The sequence below is a fragment of the Actinotalea solisilvae genome (assembly GCF_016464425.1).
GTDB lineage: Bacteria > Actinomycetota > Actinomycetes > Actinomycetales > Cellulomonadaceae > Actinotalea > Actinotalea solisilvae.
This window is the reverse complement of sequence record NZ_JADDKQ010000029.1, coordinates 35552-57485: the sequence shown is the minus strand read 5'-3', so window position 1 is coordinate 57485 and position 21934 is coordinate 35552. Positions and strand designations below refer to the sequence as shown.

19 protein-coding genes are annotated in these 21934 nt (G+C 75.0%); 18 read left to right on the top strand and 1 reads right to left on the bottom strand.

Going from position 1 to position 21934, the window contains the following annotated elements; translation table 11 throughout:
• The 18 genes from JIG38_RS18930 to JIG38_RS18845 all read left to right on the top strand — a co-directional run.
• The coding region (locus JIG38_RS18930) for a peptidoglycan D,D-transpeptidase FtsI family protein (protein ID WP_307845034.1) at positions 1-1974 on the top strand (1974 nt) is incomplete at its 5' end.
• 106 nt (positions 1975-2080) lie between these two features.
• Positions 2081-4117: a UDP-N-acetylmuramoyl-L-alanyl-D-glutamate--2,6-diaminopimelate ligase gene (locus JIG38_RS18925; RefSeq protein WP_199425209.1), complete on the top strand. Its 2037-nt coding sequence runs from the start codon at positions 2081-2083 to the stop codon at positions 4115-4117.
• The gene (gene mraY / locus JIG38_RS18920) at positions 4114-5196 is read left to right on the top strand and encodes a phospho-N-acetylmuramoyl-pentapeptide-transferase (protein WP_199425208.1); all 1083 of its coding nucleotides are present in this window, start codon (positions 4114-4116) and stop codon (positions 5194-5196) included. The genes JIG38_RS18925 and mraY overlap by 4 nt, the downstream gene beginning before the upstream one ends.
• Positions 5196-6644, top strand: coding sequence for a UDP-N-acetylmuramoyl-L-alanine--D-glutamate ligase (gene murD, locus JIG38_RS18915; protein WP_307845033.1), 1449 nt, complete (start codon positions 5196-5198; stop codon positions 6642-6644). The genes mraY and murD overlap by 1 nt, the downstream gene beginning before the upstream one ends.
• Positions 6645-6653: 9 nt before the next feature.
• Positions 6654-7943: a putative lipid II flippase FtsW gene (gene ftsW, locus JIG38_RS18910; RefSeq protein ID WP_307845032.1), complete on the top strand. Its 1290-nt coding sequence runs from the start codon at positions 6654-6656 to the stop codon at positions 7941-7943.
• A complete protein-coding gene (gene murG, locus JIG38_RS18905; protein WP_307845031.1) occupies positions 7936-9054 on the top strand; it encodes an undecaprenyldiphospho-muramoylpentapeptide beta-N-acetylglucosaminyltransferase in 1119 nt (372 codons plus the stop codon). The genes ftsW and murG overlap by 8 nt, the downstream gene beginning before the upstream one ends.
• Complete coding sequence (murC, locus tag JIG38_RS18900) at positions 9051-10520, top strand: UDP-N-acetylmuramate--L-alanine ligase (protein WP_233405263.1); 1470 nt, start codon at positions 9051-9053, stop codon at positions 10518-10520. The genes murG and murC overlap by 4 nt, the downstream gene beginning before the upstream one ends.
• Entirely contained in the window at positions 10517-11524 is a 1008-nt protein-coding gene (locus JIG38_RS18895) for a cell division protein FtsQ/DivIB (RefSeq protein WP_199425205.1), read from the top strand. The genes murC and JIG38_RS18895 overlap by 4 nt, the downstream gene beginning before the upstream one ends.
• Positions 11525-11660: 136 nt before the next feature.
• Positions 11661-12965, top strand: a complete 1305-nt coding sequence (gene ftsZ / locus JIG38_RS18890; protein WP_199425204.1) for a cell division protein FtsZ — start codon at positions 11661-11663, stop codon at positions 12963-12965.
• Positions 12966-12990: 25 nt separating this feature from the next.
• Positions 12991-13722, top strand: coding sequence for a purine nucleoside phosphorylase YfiH/LACC1 family protein (locus JIG38_RS18885; RefSeq protein WP_199425203.1), 732 nt, complete (start codon positions 12991-12993; stop codon positions 13720-13722).
• Positions 13723-13835: 113 nt separating this feature from the next.
• A complete protein-coding gene (locus JIG38_RS18880; protein ID WP_199425202.1) occupies positions 13836-14315 on the top strand; it encodes a cell division protein SepF in 480 nt (159 codons plus the stop codon).
• A 1-nt stretch (position 14316) separates the two neighbouring features.
• Positions 14317-14604, top strand: a complete 288-nt coding sequence (locus JIG38_RS18875) for a YggT family protein (protein ID WP_307845030.1) — start codon at positions 14317-14319, stop codon at positions 14602-14604.
• Positions 14605-14720: 116 nt separating this feature from the next.
• Positions 14721-15458 carry a DivIVA domain-containing protein gene (locus tag JIG38_RS18870; RefSeq protein WP_199425201.1) on the top strand — a complete coding sequence of 246 codons (738 nt, stop codon included), beginning with the start codon at positions 14721-14723 and terminating at the stop codon, positions 15456-15458.
• Between the two features lie 141 nt (positions 15459-15599).
• Positions 15600-16070, top strand: a complete 471-nt coding sequence (locus JIG38_RS18865) for a TraR/DksA family transcriptional regulator (RefSeq protein WP_199425200.1) — start codon at positions 15600-15602, stop codon at positions 16068-16070.
• A gap of 2 nt (positions 16071-16072) precedes the next feature.
• Positions 16073-16642 (top strand): signal peptidase II, encoded by a 570-nt coding sequence (gene lspA, locus JIG38_RS18860; RefSeq protein ID WP_307845029.1) that lies wholly within the window; start codon positions 16073-16075, stop codon positions 16640-16642.
• Entirely contained in the window at positions 16639-17580 is a 942-nt protein-coding gene (locus JIG38_RS18855) for an RluA family pseudouridine synthase (RefSeq protein WP_199425199.1), read from the top strand. Before lspA ends, JIG38_RS18855 begins: the two co-directional genes overlap by 4 nt.
• An 87-nt stretch (positions 17581-17667) precedes the next feature.
• Positions 17668-21204, top strand: a complete 3537-nt coding sequence (gene dnaE / locus JIG38_RS18850; RefSeq protein ID WP_199425198.1) for a DNA polymerase III subunit alpha — start codon at positions 17668-17670, stop codon at positions 21202-21204.
• Positions 21205-21232: 28 nt separating this feature from the next.
• The gene (locus tag JIG38_RS18845) at positions 21233-21640 is read left to right on the top strand and encodes a TIGR03618 family F420-dependent PPOX class oxidoreductase (RefSeq protein WP_199425197.1); all 408 of its coding nucleotides are present in this window, start codon (positions 21233-21235) and stop codon (positions 21638-21640) included.
• 20 nt (positions 21641-21660) lie between these two features.
• Here JIG38_RS18845 and JIG38_RS18840 read toward each other — a convergent pair whose 3' ends face one another.
• Positions 21661-21885, bottom strand: coding sequence for an RNA-binding S4 domain-containing protein (locus JIG38_RS18840; RefSeq protein ID WP_199425196.1), 225 nt, complete (start codon positions 21883-21885; stop codon positions 21661-21663).
• Between the last annotated feature and the right edge of the window lie 49 nt (positions 21886-21934).

The window sequence follows — 21934 nt, the reverse complement described above, 5'->3', positions numbered from 1 at the left end:
ACCGCGGGCCGCAGCCCGGCCGGCCGCACCACGCCGGGCCCGCTGCCGCGCGCCGTGCCGACCCAGCGCCTGCAGGCACGCGTGGGGGCGACGGGGGAGGCCACGGGCGCGCCGCGCACCCCCCGCGCGTCCGGCACCGACGGCACGGACGGCCTCCCGCGCCGCCGCGTCCCCGGCGCGACGCGTCGGGCTGCGACCCCGCGCGCCTCGGCTGCGCTCGCGGGCGCCCGGGTGCGGGACGCCGCGGCGCGCGCCTCACGCACGGGGACGCCGCAGCGCCGGCAGTCCGCGCTGCTCGTCGTCGCGCTCTGCCTGCTCACCGTCTTCGCGGGCCGGCTCGTCTACGTGCAGGGCCTCCAGGGCCCCGCGATCGCCGAGGACGCGCTGTCGACCCGCCTGGTGACGGTGCCGATCCCGGGTGACCGCGGGGACATCCTCGACCGCGACGGCGACGTGCTCGCGACCTCCGTCGAGCGGTGGAACGTCGTCGTCAACCAGCGGCAGTTCACCCAGGCCCGCTCGACGGCCCAGGGCGCAGCCGACGCCGCTGCCCTGCTCGCCCCGCTCCTCCAGGCAGACCCCGCGGCGCTGGGCGCGAAGCTGCTCGGCGAGGACCAGTTCGTCTACCTCGGCAAGAACGTCTCGCCCGAGGTCTACGAGCAGGTCCTCGACCTCGGCCTGCCCGGCGTCACCGGCGAGCGGACGACGGACCGGGTCTACCCGGAGGGCACCACGGGCGGCAACGTCGTGGGCTTCGTGGGCGCCGAGGGCCACGGTCAGGCGGGGCTCGAGCAGGTCTTCGACGAGCTGCTGTCGGGCAGGCCCGGCGAGGAGACGTACGAGCGCGGCGCGCGCGGCCAGCGCATCCCGACGGGTCAGGACGACCTCGTCCCGGCCGTGCCGGGCCAGGACGTGAAGCTGACGATCGACGGCGACCTGCAGTACACGGCGCAGGCGGCGATCGACGAGCAGGTCGCGGCGACCGGCGCCGAGTGGGGCGTCGTCGAGGTGGTCGACGTCCGCACGGGCGAGATCCTCGTCCTCGCCGACTCGGGCACGACCGACCCCAACGCGCCCACGGGCGCCGACGCCAGCCGGGCGGTCGCCGCGGTGTACGAGCCGGGCTCGACGGCCAAGGTCATCGCCATGGCGGCGATCCTCGAGACGGGCCTCGCGACGCCGACCTCGCAGTACGTCGTCCCCTACACCTACGCGGTGCCGAACGGGCAGTCCTTCAAGGACTCGCACGAGCACCCGGACCTCAACCTCACGCTCACGGGCATCCTCGCCGAGTCGTCCAACACGGGCACGGTCATGGTCGGCCAGGACCTCCCGGCCCAGGTGCGCCACGACTACCTCGCCCGGTTCGGCTTCGGCCGGACGACGGGTGTCGGGCTCCCGGGCGAGTCCCGCGGCCTGCTGCACGACGCCGACGCGTGGGACGGCCGCACGGCGTACGCGGTGCTCTTCGGGCAGGGCGTCGGCGCGACGACCCTCCAGTCGACCCAGGTCTTCGCGACGCTCGCCAACGGCGGCGTCCGCCAGCAGCCGCACGTGGTCGCGGGGACCTACGCGCCCGACGGCACCTACCGGCCGGCCGAGACCGAGCCGCCGCAGCAGGTCGTCAGCGAGCAGACCGCCCGCACGGTCGTGTCGATGCTCGAGAGCGCGGTCGCGGAGGGCACGGGCGGCAACGCCGCGGTCCCGGGCTACCGGATCGCGGGCAAGACCGGCACGGCGCAGGCGTGGGAGCCGAACGGCGCGATCAAGATCGTCTCGTCCTTCATCGGCATCGCGCCGGCGGACGACCCGCGCCTCGTCGTCAACGTCGCGCTCTACGACCCCAAGACGTCGATCTACGGCGGCACGGTCGCCGCGCCGGTCTTCAGCGAGGTCACGGCCCACGCCCTGCGCTCGCTGGGCGTGCCGCCGTCCGGGACGCCCGCGGAGCTGTTCCCGACCACGTGGCAGTGAGGGCGGTCCGGGCGCGCGTGCCGAGCGTCGCCGGGCGGGTGCCCGCGACGCGCCCCGGGGCCGGCCCGGCGCGGCGGGCCCCGCGCCGGACGGTAGATTCGTCGCCGTGACGTCCCCCCAGGGCCGGATGCGGCCCGAGCACCGCCCGACGCGTCACCTCCCCGACCTCGTCGCCCGCTTCGGCCTCGTCGTCGCGCGCGGAGGTGCCGACGCGTCGGCCGCCGGGGCACCCGGCGACGCGCGTGTCGACGTCACGGGCGTCGCCGTCGGCTCGGCCGACGTCCTGCCGGGCGACCTCTTCGTCGCGCTGCCCGGGCTGCGCTCGCACGGCGCGCGGTACGCGCGCGCGGCGGTCGACGCGGGCGCGGCCGCGCTGCTCACCGACGCCGCGGGGGTCGAGCTCCTGCCCCCCGCGCTCGGCGTCCCCGTCCTCACCTGGCCCGACGGCGTGTCGGGGCGCACGCTCCTCGGCGAGCTGTCGGCCTGGTTCTACGAACACCCGGCCGAGCGGCTCACGGTCGTCGGCATCACGGGCACCAACGGCAAGACCACGACGTGCTACTTCGTCGACGCCGCGCTGCGCACCGTCCACCCGACGACGGCCGTGGTCGGGACGGTCGAGCTGCGCGTCGGCGCCGAGGCGATCGAGAGCCCGCGCACGACGGTGGAGGCGCCCGTCCTGCACGGTCTCTTCGCCCTCATGGGGGAGCGCGGTGCGACGGCGTGCGCCATGGAGGTCTCCTCGCACGCCCTCGCGCTCGAGCGCGTCGGTGGGCTCCGGGTGGACGTCGCCGGGTTCACCAACCTCCAGCGCGACCACCTCGACTTCCACGGCGACATGGAGGGCTACTTCCGCGACAAGGCGCGCCTCTTCGCGCCCGGGAGCGCCCGCCGCGGCGTCGTGTGCGTCGACGACGCGTGGGGCGCGCGGCTCGCCGCCGAGGCCCTCGTCCCGGTCGACACGGTCGCGACCCGGCCCGACGCGGTGGGCGGCGCCTCCGCGGGCTGGCGCGTGAGCGACGCGTCGGTCGGCCTCGACGGCGTGGGCTCGACGTTCGTCCTCACCGGCCCGGACGGCGAGCGCGTCGACGCCGCGAGCCCGCTCCCGGGCCTGGTGAACGTGTCCAACGCCGCCCTGGCGATCGTGCTTGCGCACCGCGCGGGCGTGCCCCTCGCCGAGGCGGTCGCGGGCGTCGCGGGCGCGTCCGCGATCCCGGGGCGCATGGAGCGCGTGGTCGAGCGCGGCCCCGGCCGGCCGCTCTGCCTCGTCGACTACGCGCACACGCCCGACGCCCTCGTCCTCGCGCTCGAGGCGGTCCGCCCCGTCACGCCGGGGCGCCTGCTGCTCGTCCTCGGGTCGGACGGCGACCGCGACCAGGGCAAGCGACCGATCATGGGCGAGATCGCGGCCCGGCTCGCGGACGTCGTCGTCGTCACCGACGAGAACCCGCGCTCGGAGGTGCCGGCCGACATCCGGGCGGCCATCCTCGACGGCGCGCGCGCGCAGCGCCCCGACCTGCACGACGTGCACGAGGTCGAGCCGCGCGCCGAGGCGATCCGCGTCGCGCTGCGGCTCGCGCGCGAGGGGGACACGGTGATCGTCACCGGCAAGGGCCACGAGCCGACCCAGGAGGTCGCAGGGGTGTTCCACCGCTACAACGACCGCGACGTGTTCCTCGCGGCGGTCGCCGGGACCGCGCCGGGCGACGCCGGCGACGCCGAGGGGGCCGACGACCGCCAGGCCGTCGACGTCCTCGACGCCACGGGCGGCGCGACGGTCGACTCGGTGCGCGCCGCGCTGCGGGACCTCGCGGTCCGCGCCGGCGCGGCGCGCAGCATCGCCGTCGTCGGCGCGCTCGCGGGCCCGGGCGCGCGGTCGGTCGACGAGCTCGACGGCATCGGCCGGCTCGCCGTGCGCCTCGACATCGACCGTCTCGTCGCCGTCGGCGACGGCGTGCGCGCGGTGCACACGGGCGCCTTCCAGGAGGGGTCCTGGGGCGAGGAGTCGCGGCACGTCGCCGACGCCGCCGCGGCCGCCGCGTGGCTGTCCGCGGAGGTCCGGCCCGGCGACGTCGTGCTCGTGGCTGACGCCGACGGCGCGCTCGCGCCCGTCGTGGCCGCCGCCCGCGGGGTCGCCCCGTGAGGGCGGTCCTCATCTCCGGCGGGCTCTCGATGCTCATCGCGCTGCTCGGCACGCCGCTGTTCATCCGGTTCCTCGTGCGGCGCCAGTACGGCCAGTTCATCCGCCAGGACGGCCCGACCGCGCACTTCACCAAGCGCGGCACGCCGACCATGGGCGGCGTGGTCATCCTCGTCGCGACGCTGCTCGGCTGGGCGGGCGCGGGGCTGGTCACGGGCAACCGCCCCAGCGCGTCGGCGCTGCTCGTCCTGTTCCTCATGACGGGCCTCGGGGTGGTCGGCTTCCTCGACGACTTCATCAAGATCTCGCGCCAGCGCAGCCTCGGGCTCTCCGCGCGGTGGAAGGTCGTGGGGCAGGGCCTCGTCGGCATCAGCTTCGCGGTCCTCGCGCTGCAGTTCCCCAACGAGAACTTCCGCACGCCCGCGTCCACCCACGTGTCCTTCATCCGGGACACGCAGATCGACCTCGCCTGGGCGGGCCCGACGCTCGGCGTCATCCTCTTCGTCCTCTGGGCGAACTTCCTCATCACGGCGTGGTCCAACGCCGTCAACCTCACGGACGGCCTCGACGGCCTCGCGACCGGCGTCTCGCTCATCGTCTTCGGCGCGTTCGTCCTCATCGGCGTCTGGCAGTCGAACCAGACCTGCCAGGGCCTGACGACCGCCGGACCGCGCTGCTACGAGGCGCGCGACCCGCTCGACCTGGCCGTGGTCGCGGCGGCGATCACGGGGGCCTGCTTCGGGTTCCTGTGGTGGAACGCGTCGCCCGCCAAGATCTTCATGGGCGACACCGGCTCGCTCGCGCTCGGCGGCGCGCTCGCCGGGCTGTCCATCCTGTCCCGCACGGAGATCCTCGCCGCGATCGTCGGCGGCATGTTCGTGCTCATCGTGCTCTCGGACGTCATCCAGATCGGCTTCTTCAAGCTCACGAGGAAGCGGGTGTTCAAGATGGCACCGCTGCACCACCACTTCGAGCTCTCGGGGTGGGGCGAGGTGACGATCGTCATCCGCTTCTGGATCATCGCGGGCCTCTTCGTCGCGGTGGGCGTCGGCATCTTCTACGCCGAGTGGGTGGCGGGCTAGTGCCGGTCGACCTCGCCGGACGGCGCGTGCTCGTCGCGGGGCTGGGCGTGACCGGCCGTGCCGTCGTCGCGGCGCTGACGGCGCTCGGCGACCGCGCGCCCGCGCTCGTGACGCTCGACGCGCACGCCCCCGAGGCGGACGTCGCCGCCGAGGCCGACGTCGACCTCGCGGACGTCGACCTCGTCGTGGCGTCGCCCGGCTGGCGCCCGACGTCGCCCGTGCTCGCCGACGCGGCGCGCCGCGGCGTGCCGGTGTGGAGCGAGGTCGAGCTCGCGTGGCGCCTGCGGGTCGACCGCCGCGCCGGCGACGGCCCCGCGCCCTGGCTCGTGCTCACCGGCACCAACGGCAAGACGACCACGGTCGGCATGCTCGAGTCCGTGCTCACCGCGGCGGGCCTGCGCGCCGCGGCGGTGGGGAACGTCGGCACCCCGGTGGTCGCCGCCGCAACCGACCCCGACGTCGACGTGCTGGCCGTCGAGCTGTCGAGCTTCCAGCTCCACTTCACGCACACCATGGCGGCGCGCGCGGCCGCGGTCCTCAACGTCGCGCCGGACCACCTCGACTGGCACGGCTCGTTCGAGGCGTACGCCGCGGACAAGGCGCGGATCTACGAGCGCGTCGAGGTCGCGTGCGTCTACGCGACCGACGACCCCGCCCTCGAGCGGATGGTCCGCGACGCCGACGTCGCCGAGGGCGCGCGTGCCGTCGGCGTGACCCTCGGCGCACCCGGGCCCGGGCAGCTGGGCCTGGTCGACGGGATCCTCGTGGACCGCGCGTTCCACGCGCCCGCCGACGACCCCCACCGGCAGCGCTCGGCCGCCGAGCTGGGGACGGCGCGCGACCTCGACCACCTGGCAGGGCCCGACGGCCGGCTCGCCGCGCACGTCGTGACCGACGCGCTCGCCGCGGCCGCGCTCGCGCGCGCGCACGGCGTCCCGGCCGCGGCCGTGCGCGACGGGCTGCGCGCCTACCGGCCGGGGGCCCACCGCATCGAGCACGTCGCCACGGTCGACGACGTGCGCTGGGTCGACGACTCCAAGGCGACCAACGCCCACGCCGCGGCGGCCTCGCTCGCCGCCTTCGCGCCCGGCACCGTGGTCTGGGTCGCGGGCGGGCTCGCCAAGGGCGCGCGCTTCGAGGACCTCGTGCGGGACCGTGCCGACCGGCTCCGCGGCGTCGTGCTCGTCGGCGTCGACCAGGAGCCGTGGCGCGAGGCGCTCGCCCGACACGCGCCCGCAATCCCCGTCGTCGCCGTCGATCCCGCCGACACTGGGACGGTGATGACCCGCGCCGTGACCGCCGCACGCACCCTCGCCCAGCCCGGCGACACGGTCCTGCTGGCGCCCGCGTGCGCCTCGATGGACCAGTTCGCCTCCTACGCCGCGCGCGGCGACGCGTTCGCCGCCGCCGTCGCGGCCCTGGGCGACGACGACCTCCTGGTCGGCTGACCGGTGGCGGTGTCGGCAGCCGAGACCCCCCGCGGGTCGGTCCTCGGCCAGTGGAACAGCGCGGTCACGAGCTACTACCTGCTCGTGGGCGCCGCGGGGCTGCTCCTCGCCCTCGGGCTGATCATGGTCCTGTCGAGCTCGAGCGTGGACGCGCTCAGCGCGAGCGAGGGCGCGTCGCCCTACGGGATCTTCCTGCGGCAGGCCCAGTTCGCCGTCGTCGGACTGCCGCTCGCATGGGTCGCGAGCCGCCTGCCGGCGCGCTGGTACCAGCGGTTCTCGTGGCCGCTGCTCATCGGCGCGCTCGTCCTCCAGCTCGCCGTGCCCCTCGTCGGCAAGGAGGTCAACGGCAACCGGAACTGGCTCGTGCTCGGGCCGGTGCAGGTGCAGCCGTCGGAGGCGGTCAAGCTGGCGCTCGCGGTCTGGCTGGGCACGGTGCTCGCTCGCAAGCGGGCCCTGCTGGGCGAGTGGCTCCACGTGCTGCTCCCCGGCGTCGTGGTCGCCCTCGCCTCCGTCGGGCTGGTCCTCGCGGGCGGCGACCTCGGCACGGGCATCGTCCTGCTCGTGCTCGTCGCGGGGGCGTTCTTCGTCGCAGGCGTGCCCATGCGGATGTTCGCCGTCGCCGGCGTCCTCGCGGTCGCGGGCGTGCTCGCGCTGACCCAGGTGGGCAGCAGCCGCGTCGAGCGGATCGAGGCGTTCTTCAGCGACGACTGCGACACGTCCGACGCGTGCTACCAGACCACGCGCGGGATGTACGGCCTCGCCTCGGGCGGCTGGACGGGCATGGGCCTGGGGGAGAGCCGCGAGAAGTGGTCCTACCTGCCCGAGGCCCACAACGACTTCATCTTCGCGATCCTCGGCGAGGAGCTCGGGCTGCTCGGCACCGGCCTCGTCCTCGCGCTGTTCGGGCTGCTGGCCGTCGCCGTCACGCGCGTCATCCGCCGGCACACCGACCCGTTCGTCCAGATCACCACGGGCGCGATCGGCGCGTGGGTGCTGGGCCAGGCGCTCATCAACATCGCGGTGGTCATCGGCCTGCTGCCGGTCATCGGCATCCCGCTGCCGCTCGTCTCGGCGGGCGGCTCGGCGCTCATCACGACCATGATCGCCATCGGCGTCCTCGTCTCGTTCGCGCGCGGCGAGCCCGGTGCGGCGGAGTCCCTCGCCGCCCGGCCGGGCGTCGTGCGGCGGTCGCTCGCCGTGCTCGGCCGGCCCTCGCGGCCCGGCCGGGGGGACGCCGGCGCGGCCCGGCGGGCGGCCCGTCGCGCGCGCCGCGCCGACGCGGAGGTGGCCGGTGGTTGAGTCCGTCCTGCTCGCGGGCGGCGGGACCGCCGGGCACGTCAACCCGCTCCTCGCCGTGGCCGACGAGCTGCGTCGTCGCCACCCCGGCGCGACCCTCACCGTGCTCGGCACGGCCACCGGGCTCGAGGCCGAGCTCGTCCCCGTCCGCGGCTACCCGCTGCGCGAGGTGCCGCGCGTCCCGCTCCCGCGCCGGCCCACGGCCGACTGGCTGCGCCTGCCGGGCCGGCTCGGCGCGGCCGTCCGGGCCGCGGACGCCGCCCTGACGTCGACGCGGGCCCAGGTCGTCGTCGGCTTCGGCGGCTACGTGTCGACGCCCGCGTACCTCGCGGCGCGGCGCCGCGGGATCCCCGTCGTCGTGCACGAGCAGAACGCGCGCCCGGGTCTCGCGAACCGGCTCGGCGCCCGGTGGGCGCGGTCCGTCGCCGTGACCTTCCCCGGCACGCCGCTGCCCGGCGCGGTCGTCACCGGCCTCCCGCTCCGGACCGCGGTCGCCGACCTCGTCGCCGCCCGGCGCGACGACGGCGCGGCCGTCCGCGCCGACGCCGCCGCTCGCCTGGGCCTCGACCCGGGACGCCCGGTGCTCGTCGTCACCGGGGGGTCGCTCGGCGCGCTGAGCCTCAACCGTGCCGCATCGGGCGCGGCCGCCGACCTCCTCGCCGCCGGCGCGCAGGTGCTGCACCTCACCGGCCGCGGCAAGGCCGACGCGGTGCGCGACGTCCTCGCGACGCTCGCGCCCGAGGCGGCCGCGGGCTACCACGTGCTCGAGTACCTGCCGGAGATGGAGCGGGCGCTCGCGGTCGCCGACCTGGTCCTGTGCCGTGCGGGCGCGGGCACCGTGAGCGAGCTCGCGGCGCTCGGGGTGCCGGCCGTGTACGTGCCGCTCCCGGTGGGCAACGGCGAGCAGCGGCTCAACGCCGCGCCCGTCGTCGGCGCGGGCGGCGGCCTCCTCGTCGACGACGCCGCGCTCGACGCCGGTCTCGTGCGCACGACCCTCGTCCCGCTGCTGGCCGACCCGGTGCGGCTCGCCGCCATGGGCCGGGCCGCGGCCGGCGTGGGCGTGACCGACGGCGCGGCGCGTGTCGCCGACCTCGTCGAGGCGGCGGCGGCATGACCGCCCGTGCGCACGGGGGCGAGCTCGTCGCGATGGCCGCGCGCGGCCGCGTCCACCTCATCGGCGTCGGCGGCGCGGGGATGTCCGCGGTCGCGGGACTCCTGGCCGCACGCGGCCTGGCCGTCTCCGGCTCCGACGCCCGCGGCGGTCCCGTCGTCGAGGCGCTGCGCGCCGCGGGCGTCACCGTCCACGTCGGGCACGACGCCGCGCACGTCGAGGGCGCGGGGACCGTCGTCGTCTCGACCGCGATCCGCGAGACGAACCCCGAGCTCGCGCGGGCCCGCGCGGCCGGGACCACCGTGCTGCACCGGTCGGAGGCGCTCGCCTCCCTCCTGGCCGACCGGCGCACGGTCGCCGTCGCCGGGGCGCACGGCAAGACGACGACGTCGGCCATGGTCGCCGTGACCCTCGAGCACGCGGGTCTCGCGCCGTCGTGGGCGATCGGCGGCACGGTGCGCGCGACCGCCGGGACGCGCGTGACCGGCGGGCCGCCCGACGTCGGCGGGGGTCATCACGGCACGGGCGACGTCGTGGTCGTCGAGGCCGACGAGTCGGACGGCTCGTTCCTCGCCTACGAGCCGCTCGTCGCCGTCGTGACGAACATCGAGCCGGACCACCTCGACCACTACGGCACGCGCGAGGCCTTCGAGGCGGCCTTCCGGCGCTTCGCGGCCCGCGTGCGTCCGGGCGGGTGGCTCGTCGCGTGCGCCGACGACGCCGGCTCGTCCGCGCTCGCGGCGCACGCGCGCGCGCACGGCGTCCAGGTGAGGACGTACGGCATGGACGAGGAGGCCGACGTCCGCGTCGGACCGTGGGTGCCCGAGCCCGAGCGCTCGGGCGGCGCGACGTGGGTCGACGACGGCGCGGGCCGCGTCCCCCTGGTCCTCGCCGTGCCCGGTGCGCACAACGGTCTCGACGCCGCCGCGGCCTGGACGGCCGCGCGCCTGCTCGGCGTCGACGCCGAGGTCGCGGCGGCGGGCCTCGCGACGTTCGCCGGGACGGGGCGCCGGTTCGAGGACCGCGGCACGGCCGGCGGCGTGCGCGTCGTCGACGACTACGCCCACCACCCGACCGAGGTCGCGGCCCTCCTGCGCGCCGCCCGGCCGGTCGCGGGCGACGGGCGGGTGCTCGTGCTGTTCCAGCCGCACCTGTTCTCGCGCACGACTGCGTTCGCCGAGGAGTTCGCGCAGGCGCTCGACCTCGCCGACGTCGTCGTCGTGACCGACGTCTACGCGGCGCGCGAGGACCCGGACCCGGCCGTGAGCGGCGCGACCGTCGTCGACCGCACGACGGGCGACGCGACGTTCGTGCCCGACCGGCTGGAGGCGGCGCGCGCGATCGCCGCGCGCGCCCGGCCGGGTGACCTCGTCCTCACGGTCGGCGCGGGCGACGTGACGGAGCTCGGGCCCGTCGTGCTCGAGCACCTGCGCGACGTCGGCGGCGCCGGTCCCGACGCGGGCCGATGAGGCCACCCGCCACCCCGCGCCGGGTCGCGCCCCTGGGCGACCCGGCGGTCCGCCGCCCCGCGGCGCCGCCCGCCGCACCGCCGTCCGACCCGCCCGCCGACCCGCCCGCCGCGGCCCGGCGCGACGTCGTCGCCGAGCCGGACGTCGCGGCACGCGAGGCACCGTCACCCGCGCCCGAGCCGCCCGCGAGCGCGTCGCCCGGGGCGTCGGGGAGCGCCCTCGTCGTCCCCGGGCGCGAGTGGCGGCCCGTGCGCCCCGCGGTCGTGTCGGACGCCGCGGACCGGTTCGCCGAGCGCGCCGCCGTGCGGCGCCACCTCCTGCGCCGGCGCGTGGTCCTCGCGGTCGTGGCGGTGCTGGCCGCGGGCGCGCTCGGCTGGCTCCTGCTCCTGTCGCCGGTGCTCGCGCTCGACGCCGCGCAGGTGCGCGTCGAGGGCCAGGGCACCGTCGTCGACGCCGCGGCGGTCGCCGCCGTCGTCGCCCCGCACGACGGCACGCCCCTGCCTCGCCTCGACACGGTGGCGCTGCGCCGGGCCGTGCTCGACGTGCCCGGGGTGCGCGCGGCGGAGGTGGCGCGCGAGTGGCCGCACGGCCTGCTCGTCACCGTGGTCTCGCGCGAGCCGGTCGCCGCGGTGCCGCAGACGGGCGGCGGCGTGGCGCTGCTCGACGTCGAGGGCGTGCAGGTCGGCAGGTCGGACACCGCGCCCGAGGGCCTGCCCGTCGTCTCCGTGCCGCTCGAGGACCCGGGCGCACGCGCGCTCACGGCGGTGCTCACCGTGCTGCAGCAGCTGCCGCCCGAGCTCGCGGCCCAGGTCGAGACGGCGTCGGCGGACAGCCAGGACGCCGTGCGCTTCGGCCTGCGCGACGGGGTGACGGTGGAGTGGGGGAGCGCGGACCAGACGGCGCTCAAGATCAGGGTCCTGCAGACGCTCCGCACCGCCGCGCCGAGCGCGACGGCCACCCACTACGACGTCTCGGCGCCCGAGCTGCCGATCACCCGGTCCTGATCCGGCGACACGCGCGCGCGGTCGTTGCCCGGGTCGTCCCGGCGACCTAGCGTCGCTCTCGACAGCATCTGACATAACTCTAACCTTCTACCTGAGACTGAAGGTTGGGACCCATCGCAGGACGAGAGGCACCGACGTGGCAGCTCCGCAGAACTACCTGGCGGTCATCAAGGTGGTCGGCATCGGCGGCGGTGGCGTCAACGCCGTCAACCGGATGATCGAGGTCGGGCTCAAGGGCGTCGAGTTCATCGCGATCAACACGGACGCGCAGGCACTCCTCATGTCCGACGCCGACGTCAAGCTCGACGTCGGCCGTGAGCTGACCCGGGGGCTGGGCGCGGGCGCCGACCCCGAGGTCGGCAAGAAGGCCGCCGAGGACCACGCGGAGGAGATCGAGGACGTCCTGCGCGGCGCCGACATGGTCTTCGTCACCGCGGGCGAGGGCGGCGGCACCGGCACGGGCGGCGCGCCCGTCGTCGCGCGCATCGCGCGCTCGCTCGGCGCCCTGACGATCGGCGTCGTCACGCGGCCGTTCACGTTCGAGGGCCGACGCCGCTCGGTGCAGGCCGAGAACGGCATCGACGCGCTGCGCTCCGAGGTCGACACGCTCATCGTCATCCCCAACGACCGCCTGCTGTCGATCTCCGACCGCTCGGTCTCCGTGCTCGACGCCTTCCACTCGGCCGACCAGGTCCTGCTGTCCGGCGTCCAGGGCATCACCGACCTCATCACGACGCCGGGTCTCATCAACCTCGACTTCGCGGACGTCAAGAGCGTCATGCAGGGCGCGGGCTCGGCGCTCATGGGCATCGGCTCGGCCCGCGGCGACGACCGCGCGGTCCAGGCCGCGGAGCTCGCCATCTCCTCGCCCCTGCTCGAGGCGAGCATCGACGGCGCGCACGGCGTCCTGCTCTCGATCCAGGGCGGCTCGGACCTCGGGCTCTTCGAGATCAACGAGGCCGCGCGCCTGGTCCAGGAGGCCGCGCACCCCGAGGCCAACATCATCTTCGGCGCGGTCATCGACGACGCCCTCGGCGACGAGGTCCGCGTGACCGTCATCGCCGCCGGCTTCGACAACGGCAGCCCCACGGTGCGGCGCGACAACCGCGCGCTGGGCCAGGTCAGCAGCGCGCCCCGGGTGCCGAGCGTCCCGGCGACGGAGCCGCGTCCGGCGCCGTCCGACCTCGCGCCCTCGGGTGCGGGCACGGAGCCGTGGCGCGCATTCGGCGCCGCGGAGCCGGCCCGCAACGGCGGGCACGCGGTCCCGCGTCCCAACGAGGCCGTCGAGCGTCCGGGCGAGGCGGTCCCGTCGTTCCTCGCGGACGAGCGCGACCCCGCGCCCGCGCCGCAGTCCGTCGAGGTGCCGCCCGTGCTCGAGGACCGTCCGGTCCGGCGGGGCACGGACGACCTCGACCTGCCGGACTTCCTCAAGAACCCGTGACGCGCGCCGGCGTCCCGGTCCGCTGATGCGCTGGTACGACGTCGACCTGGGCCCGGGCGTCCGCGCGGGGTTCACGGGGGCGGACGCGAACCTCAGCGTCGTCGTGGGGGACCGGGACCTGGCGCTCGGCCACCGCCGGGCTCTCGCGGACCTCGTCGGCGGGCCGGTGACCTTCGTGCGTCAGGTGCACGGCGCGACCGTGCTCGAGGCCCCGCTGCCCGGCGGTGTCCCGGGGACCGCCGACGACGTGCCGTACGACGGCGTGCCCGCCGCGGACGCGCTCGTCGCGCGCCGCGGCGCGGCCGTCGGGGTGCTCGTCGCCGACTGCGTCCCCGTCCTGCTCGCCGACGCGCGCGCCGGCGTCGTCGCGGCCGTCCACGCCGGGCGGTGCGGTCTCGTGGACGGCGTCGTGCCCGCCGCGGTCGCGGCCATGGTCGCGCGGGGCGCCGAGGCGGGCGGGGTCCGCGCCGCGGTCGGGCCGGCCGTCTGCGGCCGGTGCTACGAGGTGCCGCCGGCGCTGCGGGACGACGTCGCCGCGGCCGTGCCCGCGACGCCGTCGACGACGTCGTGGGGGACCCCCGCCCTCGACCTGCCCGCGGGCGTGCGCGCGCAGCTGCGTGCGGCCGGGGTCGCCGACGTGCGCGCCGTGGGCGGGTGCACGCTCGAGGACGCCCGCTGGTTCTCGCACCGCGCCGCGTCGGCCGGCCTGCCCGGCCGGGCGGCCGGGCGGTTCGCGGGTGTCGTGCGCATCGCCTGACCCGGGCGTGTCGCCGACGGAGCGCGGGTCGCGAGGGTTAGCGTGGTCACGACCGGATCGGCGCCCCTGGGCGACGGTCCACACCGGACCGTGACTGGGGATGGAGGCCGCTGATGGCCGGAGCACTGCGCAAGACCATGCTGTACCTCGGGCTGGCCGAGGACGACCGTGCCGCCCACGGCGCCGACGAGTACGTCGAGGAGTACGACCACGAGTACGCGCCCGCCCACGAGTACGAGGCCGAGGTGACGCCCCTGCGCGCGGCGCGGGGCCACGAGGTCCACGAGCACCACGCGCCCGCGCCCGAGCTGCGGCGGATCACGACGGTCCACCCGCGCTCGTACAACGACGCCCGCGTCATCGGGGAGGCCTTCCGGTCGGGCACCCCCGTGATCATGAACCTCTCGGAGATGACGGACGCCGACGCCAAGCGGCTGGTCGACTTCTCGGCGGGCCTCATCTTCGGTCTGCACGGCGCGATCGAGCGGGTGACCAGCAAGGTGTTCCTCCTGTCCCCCGAGCACGTCGAGGTCACGGGCGAGGAGCAGGTCGCCGGCGGCGAGCAGCGCGCCGGCTTCTACAACCAGAGCTGACGTGCTGGACCTCGTCTGGGACGTCCTCTACCTGGTCGTCCTCGTCTACCTCGTCCTCCTGCTGGCCCGCCTCGTCCTCGACTGGGTCCAGGTGTTCGCGCGCGACTGGCGCCCGCGCGGCGCCGTCCTCGTGATCGCCGAGGTCGTCTACACGGCGACCGACCCGCCGATCAACGCCGTGCGGCGCGTCGTCAAGCCCATCACGATCGGCCAGATCCGCCTGGACCTGGCCTTCACCATCGTCGTGCTCGCGTGCTGGATCCTCCTGCGCGTGCTCGCCTTCCTGTGAGACACGACCCCGGAACGTCCCCCCGCGCCCGTGCAGCCCTCCCGATGTCCGCTACGGTGATCCGTGGCGGTCGGCGGACTGCCCCGGCCCGACCAGCACGAACAACGAGGTGAACCATGGCTCTGCTCACGGCAGATGACGTCCTGAACAAGAAGTTCCAGGCGACGAAGTTCCGGGAGGGCTACGACCAGGACGAGGTCGACGACTTCCTGGACGAGGTCGTGAACACCCTGCGCGCCGTCCAGGCCGAGAACGACGACCTCAAGACGAAGCTCGCCGCCGCCGAGCGCCGGGTCGCCGAGCTGAGCCGCTCGGGTGCCGCGTCGTCGTCCGCGCCGTCGCCGTTCGCGCAGCCCACGCCGCAGCCGCAGCCCCAGGCCCAGCCGGAGCCCACGCCGGAGCCCGAGCCCGAGCCGGAGCCCACGCCGGCCCCGGCGCCCGTCGTGGCCGCCGCCCCGACGGTCGAGGACCGCGTCACGGCCGCCGCCTCGCCGGCCCCGCAGCGCCTCAGCGAGCCGGAGTCCGCCACCGGCATGCTGCAGCTCGCCCAGAAGCTCCACGACGACTACGTCCGCTCGGGCCAGGAGGAGGGCGACCGCATCATCACGGACGCCAAGTCCCAGGCGACGCGGATCGTCCGCGAGGCCGAGGAGACGTCGGCCCGCACGCTGTCCCAGCTCGAGCAGGAGCGCAGCCTCCTCGAGCGCAAGATCGACGAGCTCCGGGTCTTCGAGCGGGACTACCGCACGCGGCTCAAGAGCTACCTCGAGAACCTGCTGGGCGACCTCGACGCCCGCGGCTCCACGGTCGCCCCGCGCGCCGGGAACGAGCAGGGCCTGCAGTTCAACGGCTGACCGCCTCGGCGGCTCGTCGTCGGCCCGGGTCCGGGCCACCAGACGTCACGACGCACCACACCGGCCGTGCCGGTGTGGTGCGTTGTGCGTCACCCGTGGGAGGTCTACTCTCGCGTGACCTTCTGCACCAGGGAGAGCCCCATGGCCATCGACGACACGGTCAGCCCCACGCTGGGCGGCGACCGGCTCCACGAGATGCCCGACCTCGCCAAGCTCGTCCGCACCTTCCCGGTGCGTGACGGCGAGAAGCCGTGGACGGTCAAGGAGGTCGAGACGATCGCGCAGGAGCTGACGACCGAGATCGCCCGGCTGCGGGTCGAGCTGGCGGAGGCGGACGCCGAGCTCTCGTCGCTCCTGCGCAACTCCGGTGACGGCGCTGGCGACGACCAGGCGGACTCGGGCTCGAGCGCGCTCGAGCGCGAGCAGGAGCTGACGCTCGTGCTCAACACCCGCGACCTGCTCGAGCAGAACACCCACGCCCTCGAGCGCGTCGGTGCCACCGGCTTCGGCACGTGCGAGTCCTGCGGCCAGGCGATCGGCAAGGCACGCCTGCAGGCGTTCCCGCGGGCGACCCTCTGCGTCACGTGCAAGGCGCGGCAGGAGCGTCGCTGAGCGTGCCCTCCCGCCCGGCGCGCCCCCGGCTCGTCCTCGGAGTCCTCGTCCTGGCGGCAGCCGTGCTGGTCGTGGACCAGCTCACCAAGGAGTGGGCGCTGCGGACCCTCACCGAGGGTGAGCGGACCCCGGTCCTGGGCGACCTGCTGGGCCTGACCCTCCTGCGCAACCCCGGCGCGGCGCTGAGCTTCGCGACGGGCATGACCTGGGTCTTCACGCTCGCCGCGGTCGCGGTGACTGTCGTCGTCCTGCGCGTGTCGCACCGGCTCGGCTCACGCTCGTGGGCCCTCGCCCTCGGGCTGCTCCTCGGCGGCGCCGTCGGCAACCTCGTGGACCGGCTCACGCGCGAGCCCGGGTTCGCCCGGGGCCACGTCATCGACTTCATCGCCTACGGCGACTGGTTCGTCGGGAACGTCGCGGACATCGCGATCGTGGCCGCCGCCGGGCTCATCGTCCTGCTCAGCCTCCGCGGGGTGGGCATGGACGGCAGCCGCGCGCCTGCTGCGGGGACGAGCGACGACCCGAGCAACGAGGGGGCGCCCGCGCCCTCGCAGCCCGGCGGCGACGCGTGAGCGGTCTGCGCTCGCTGCCGGTGCCCGACGGGCTCGCGGGCGAGCGGGTCGACGCCGGCCTGTCGCGCCTCCTCGGCGTCTCGCGCACGCGCGCGGCCGACCTGGCGGAGGCCGGGGCCGTCTCGCTCGACGGGCGCCCGGCCGGCAAGTCCGACCGGCTCGCCGCCGGGGCGTGGCTCGAGGTCGACGTCGAGGCGCTCGACGGCCCGGCCGCGGCCGCCGCGGCGGCGGCCGCCGAACCGGTGCCGGGCATGCGGGTCCTGCTCGACGACGACGACGTCGTGGTCGTGGACAAGCCCGTCGGCGTGGCGGCGCACGGCTCGCCCGGGTGGACGGGCCCCACCGTCGTCGGCGCGCTCGCGGCGGCCGGCTACCGCGTCTCGACGTCGGGCGCGGCCGAGCGCCAGGGCGTGGTGCACCGGCTCGACGTCGGGACCTCCGGCGTCATGGTCGTGGCCAAGAGCGAGCGCGCGTACACGGCGCTCAAGCGGGCGTTCAAGGAGCGCACGGTCGAGAAGGTCTACCACGCCGTGGTGCAGGGCCACCCCGAGCCGACGACGGGCACGATCGACGCGCCGATCGGGCGGCACCCGAGCGCGGACTGGAAGTTCGCGGTCACGGAGTCGGGCAAGCCCTCGGTGACGCACTACGAGGTCCTCGAGATGGTGCCCGCGGCCTCGCTCACGGAGGTCCACCTCGAGACCGGGCGCACGCACCAGATCCGCGTGCACATGGCCGCGCTGCGGCACCCGTGCGTGGGCGACGTGACCTACGGGGCGGACCCCGCGCTCGCGCAGCGCCTGGGGCTCGGACGGCAGTGGCTGCACGCGGTGCGCCTCGGGTTCGACCACCCCGCGACGGGGCGGTGGACCGAGGTCACCAGCCCCTACCCGGCCGACCTCCAGCACGCCTGGGACGTCCTGCGCGGGGCGGTCTGAGCCGACGTCGGGCGCGGCACGCCGGGCGACCTGCGGCGCCGTGGGCGCGCGCGGGGAGTGTCGGATCCGCGACCTAGAATCGGGCGCATGGCTGCCGCAGGTTCCGACTTCGTCCACCTGCACGTGCACACCGAGTACTCGATGCTCGACGGCGCGGCCAAGCTCGACGAGCTGTTCGCCGAGGTCTCGCGCCAGGGGCAGACGGCCATCGCGACGACCGACCACGGGTACCTGTTCGGTGCGTACGACTTCTGGAACAAGGCGCGCAAGGCGGGGATCAAGCCGATCATCGGCGTCGAGGCGTACGTCACGCCGGGCACCAGCCGGTTCGACAAGACGCGCGTCAAGTGGGGCGAGGCGCACCAGAAGGACGACGACGTCTCGGCGAGCGGTGCGTACACCCACCTGACGATGTGGGCGCGCAACAACGAGGGTCTGCACAACCTCTTCCGCGCGAGCTCGCTCGCCTCGCTCGACGGCCAGATGGGCAAGTGGCCGCGCATGGACCGCGAGCTGCTGTCCACGTACGCGTCGGGTCTCGTCGCGTCGTCGGGCTGCCCGTCCGGGGAGATCCAGACCCGCCTGCGGCTCGGGCACTACGACGAGGCGCTGCGGGCCGCGGGCGAGCTCCAGGACATCTTCGGCAAGGAGCACTTCTACGTCGAGCTCATGGACCACGGGCTCGACATCGAGACGCGCGTCCAGAAGGACCTGCTGCGCATCGCGCAGGAGATCGGCGCCCCGCTGCTCGCCACGAACGACCTGCACTACACGAAGCGCGAGGACGCGTCGTACCAGGAGGCGCTCCTGGCGATCAACTCGGGCTCGACGCTCGCGGACCCCGACCGGTTCAAGTTCGACGGCGACGGCTACTACGTGAAGTCCGCGCAGGAGATGCGGCGCGTCTGGGCCGAGCTGCCCGAGGCGTGCGACAACACGCTCCGCCTCGCCGAGCAGTGCGAGGTCTCGTTCAACACGTCGGCGAACTACATGCCGAACTACCCGTGCCCGCCGGGCGAGGACGAGACGTCGTGGTTCGTCAAGGAGGTGGAGCGCGGCCTGCACGTGCGGTACCCGGGCGGCATCCCCGACGACGTGCGCCGCCAGGCGGAGTTCGAGACCGAGGTCATCACGGGGATGGGCTTCCCGGGCTACTTCCTCGTCGTCGCCGACTTCATCAACTGGGCCAAGGACAACGGGATCCGCGTCGGACCCGGCCGTGGCTCGGGTGCGGGTTCGATGGCCGCCTACGCGATGCGGATCACGGACCTCGACCCGCTCCAGCACGGGCTCATCTTCGAGCGCTTCCTCAACCCGGACCGCGTGTCGATGCCCGACTTCGACGTCGACTTCGACGAGCGCCGGCGCGGCGAGGTCATCCGCTACGTGACCGAGAAGTACGGCGAGGACCGCGTCGCGCAGATCGTCACGTACGGCACCATCAAGGCCAAGCAGGCGCTCAAGGACTCGAGCCGCCTCCTCGGCTTCCCGTTCGCGATGGGGGAGAAGCTCACCAAGGCGATGCCGCCCGCGATCATGGGCAAGGACATCAGCCTCACGGGGATCTTCGACCCCGCGGACAAGCGCTACAACGAGGCCGAGGAGTTCCGGCAGGTCCACGCCGCGGACCCGGACGCGCAGCGGGTCGTCGAGCTGGCGAAGGGCATCGAGGGGCTCAAGCGCCAGTGGGGCGTCCACGCGGCCGGCGTGATCATGTCGAGCGAGCCGCTCATCGACATCATCCCGATCATGCGGCGCCCGCAGGACGGCGCGGTCATCACGCAGTTCGACTACCCGACCTGCGAGGGCCTCGGCCTCATCAAGATGGACTTCCTGGGGCTGCGCAACCTCACGATCCTCGACGACGCCCTGGCCAACATCGAGATGAACGGCAAGGACCCGGTCGTCCTCGAGGACCTGACGCTCGACGACCCGGCGACCTTCGAGCTCCTCGGGCGCGGCGACACCCTGGGCGTGTTCCAGCTCGACGGCGGCGGCATGCGCACGCTCCTGCGCCTCATGCGTCCCGACAACTTCGAGGACATCTCGGCCGTGGGCGCGCTGTACCGCCCCGGGCCCATGGGCGCGAACTCGCACACCAACTACGCGCTGCGCAAGAACGGTGCCCAGCCCGTCGTCCCCATCCACCCCGAGCTCGCGGAGCCGCTCGCCGAGATCCTGGGTCAGACCTACGGCCTGATCGTCTACCAGGAGCAGGTCATGGCCATTGCGCAGAAGGTCGCGGGCTACAGCCTCGGCCAGGCGGACATCCTGCGCCGCGCGATGGGCAAGAAGAAGAAGGAGGAGCTGGACAAGCAGTTCGCCGGCTTCTCGGCCGGCATGCAGGAGCGCGGCTACTCCCTGGACGCCGTGAAGACGTTGTGGGACATCCTGCTGCCGTTCTCCGACTACGCGTTCAACAAGGCGCACTCGGCCGCGTACGGCGTCGTCTCCTACTGGACCGCGTTCCTCAAGGCCAACTACCCGACCGAGTACATGGCCGCCCTGCTCACCAGCGTGCGGGACGACAAGGACAAGTCCGCGCTCTACCTCGGCGAGTGCCGGCACATGGGCATCACGGTCCTCCCGCCCGACGTCAACTCCTCGTCGGCGAACTTCACGGCCGTCGGCAAGGACATCCGGTTCGGCCTCACGGCCGTGCGCAACGTCGGCGCGAACGTGGTCGACGCGATCGTCGCCGCGCGCGAGGCCAAGGGTGACTTCACGTCGTTCACCGACTTCCTCGACAAGGTGCCGGCCGTCGTCTGCAACAAGCGCACGATCGAGTCGCTCATCAAGGCGGGCGCGTTCGACTCGCTCGCCCCGAGCCGGCGCGCCCTGCTGCTGGTCCACGAGCAGGCGGTCGACGCCGTCGTCGGGGTCAAGCGCAAGGAGGCCGAGGGGCAGTTCGACCTGTTCGCGGGCTTCGGCGGGGACGACGACGCCGGGCTGACGTTCACGGTCGACGTGCCGGACGTCCCGGACTGGGACAAGAAGCAGCGCCTCGCGTTCGAGCGCGAGATGCTCGGGCTCTACGTCTCCGACCACCCCCTGTCCGGCCTCGAGCACGTCCTCGCGGCCGCGGCCGACTGCTCGATCGCGACCCTCATGGCCGACGAGGCCCGCGCCGACGGCTCGATGGTCACGGTCTGCGGCCTCGTGACGTCGCTCCAGCGCAAGATGTCCAAGAACGGCAACCCGTGGGCCGCGGTCACGCTCGAGGACATCGACGGCTCGGTCGAGATCATGTTCTTCGGCGAGACCTACCTGGCGTACTCGACCGTGCTCGCCGAGGACGCGGTGATCACGGTGCGCGGCCGCGTCCGCCGGCGGGACGAGACGATGCAGCTCCAGGCCGTCGAGGTGTGGTTGCCCGACGTCTCCGCCGTCGAGACCCGCCCCGTGATGATCACGCTCCCGGTCTCGCGGTGCACGCCACCGGTGGTCGAGCGGCTGCGCGAGGTGCTCTCGACGCACCCCGGGGTGACCGAGGTGCACCTCAAGCTCACGCAGCCCGGGCGCGCGACCGTCATGCGGCTCGAGGAGGGCCTGCGGATCGACCGGTCGCCCGCGCTGTTCGCCGACCTCAAGGTGCTGCTCGGGCCCGGGTGCCTCACGGGCTGAGGCCGGCGCGCGCACCTAGACTCACCCGGTGATCCACCTGACCCCCGAGCAGCACGTGTTCGTCACCGAGCGGCACCTGGCGACCCTCGCCACGCTGCGGCCCGACGGCACGCCGCACGTGGTCCCCGTCGGCTTCACGTGGGACCCCGAGGCGGGCGTGCTCCGGATCACGACGCGCGTGACGTCGGCCAAGGTCCGTCACATCCGGCGCGCGGCCGACGCCGGGCGCCCGGCCCGTGTCGCGGTGTGCCAGGTCGACGGCGGGCGGTGGCTGACCTTCGAGGGCGCGGCGACCGTCGAGACGGACGAGGACGAGGTGGCCGACGCGGTGCGCCGCTACGCGCGCCGCTACCGCCAGCTCGAGCACGACCCGCGCCGCGTCGTCGTGCGGGTCGCCGTCGACCGCGTGCTCGGCTCGGACTACATGACGCGCTGAACGGCCGCCGCCACGCGACCTCAGGCGACCCGGAACGCCTGCTCGCCGCCCGGCAGCGAGACCACCACGACGTCGCCCGGCGAGAGCTGGCGACCGCGCCGCTGCTCGACCTCGCCGCCGACCGTGACCTCGCCCTCGGCGAGGAGCTCCCGGGCGTGGGCGCCGGACTCCGCGACGCCGGCGAGCTTGAGGAACTGGCCGAGGCGGATGCCCGCCTCGTCGACGGGGACGTCCTGGGTGTGCACGTGACGAGTCTGCCAGCCGGGTGTACGCACGCGGGCGAGGCGTGGGCGC

Coding starts and splice junctions, on each gene's coding strand:
- JIG38_RS18870 (WP_199425201.1), top strand. CDS start 14,721: ATGGCTCTGCTCACGGCAGATGACGTCCTGAACAAGAAGTTCCAGGCG.
- murC (WP_233405263.1), top strand. CDS start 9,051: ATGACCGCCCGTGCGCACGGGGGCGAGCTCGTCGCGATGGCCGCGCGC.
- JIG38_RS18895 (WP_199425205.1), top strand. CDS start 10,517: ATGAGGCCACCCGCCACCCCGCGCCGGGTCGCGCCCCTGGGCGACCCG.
- JIG38_RS18885 (WP_199425203.1), top strand. CDS start 12,991: ATGCGCTGGTACGACGTCGACCTGGGCCCGGGCGTCCGCGCGGGGTTC.
- JIG38_RS18880 (WP_199425202.1), top strand. CDS start 13,836: ATGGCCGGAGCACTGCGCAAGACCATGCTGTACCTCGGGCTGGCCGAG.
- JIG38_RS18865 (WP_199425200.1), top strand. CDS start 15,600: ATGGCCATCGACGACACGGTCAGCCCCACGCTGGGCGGCGACCGGCTC.
- dnaE (WP_199425198.1), top strand. CDS start 17,668: ATGGCTGCCGCAGGTTCCGACTTCGTCCACCTGCACGTGCACACCGAG.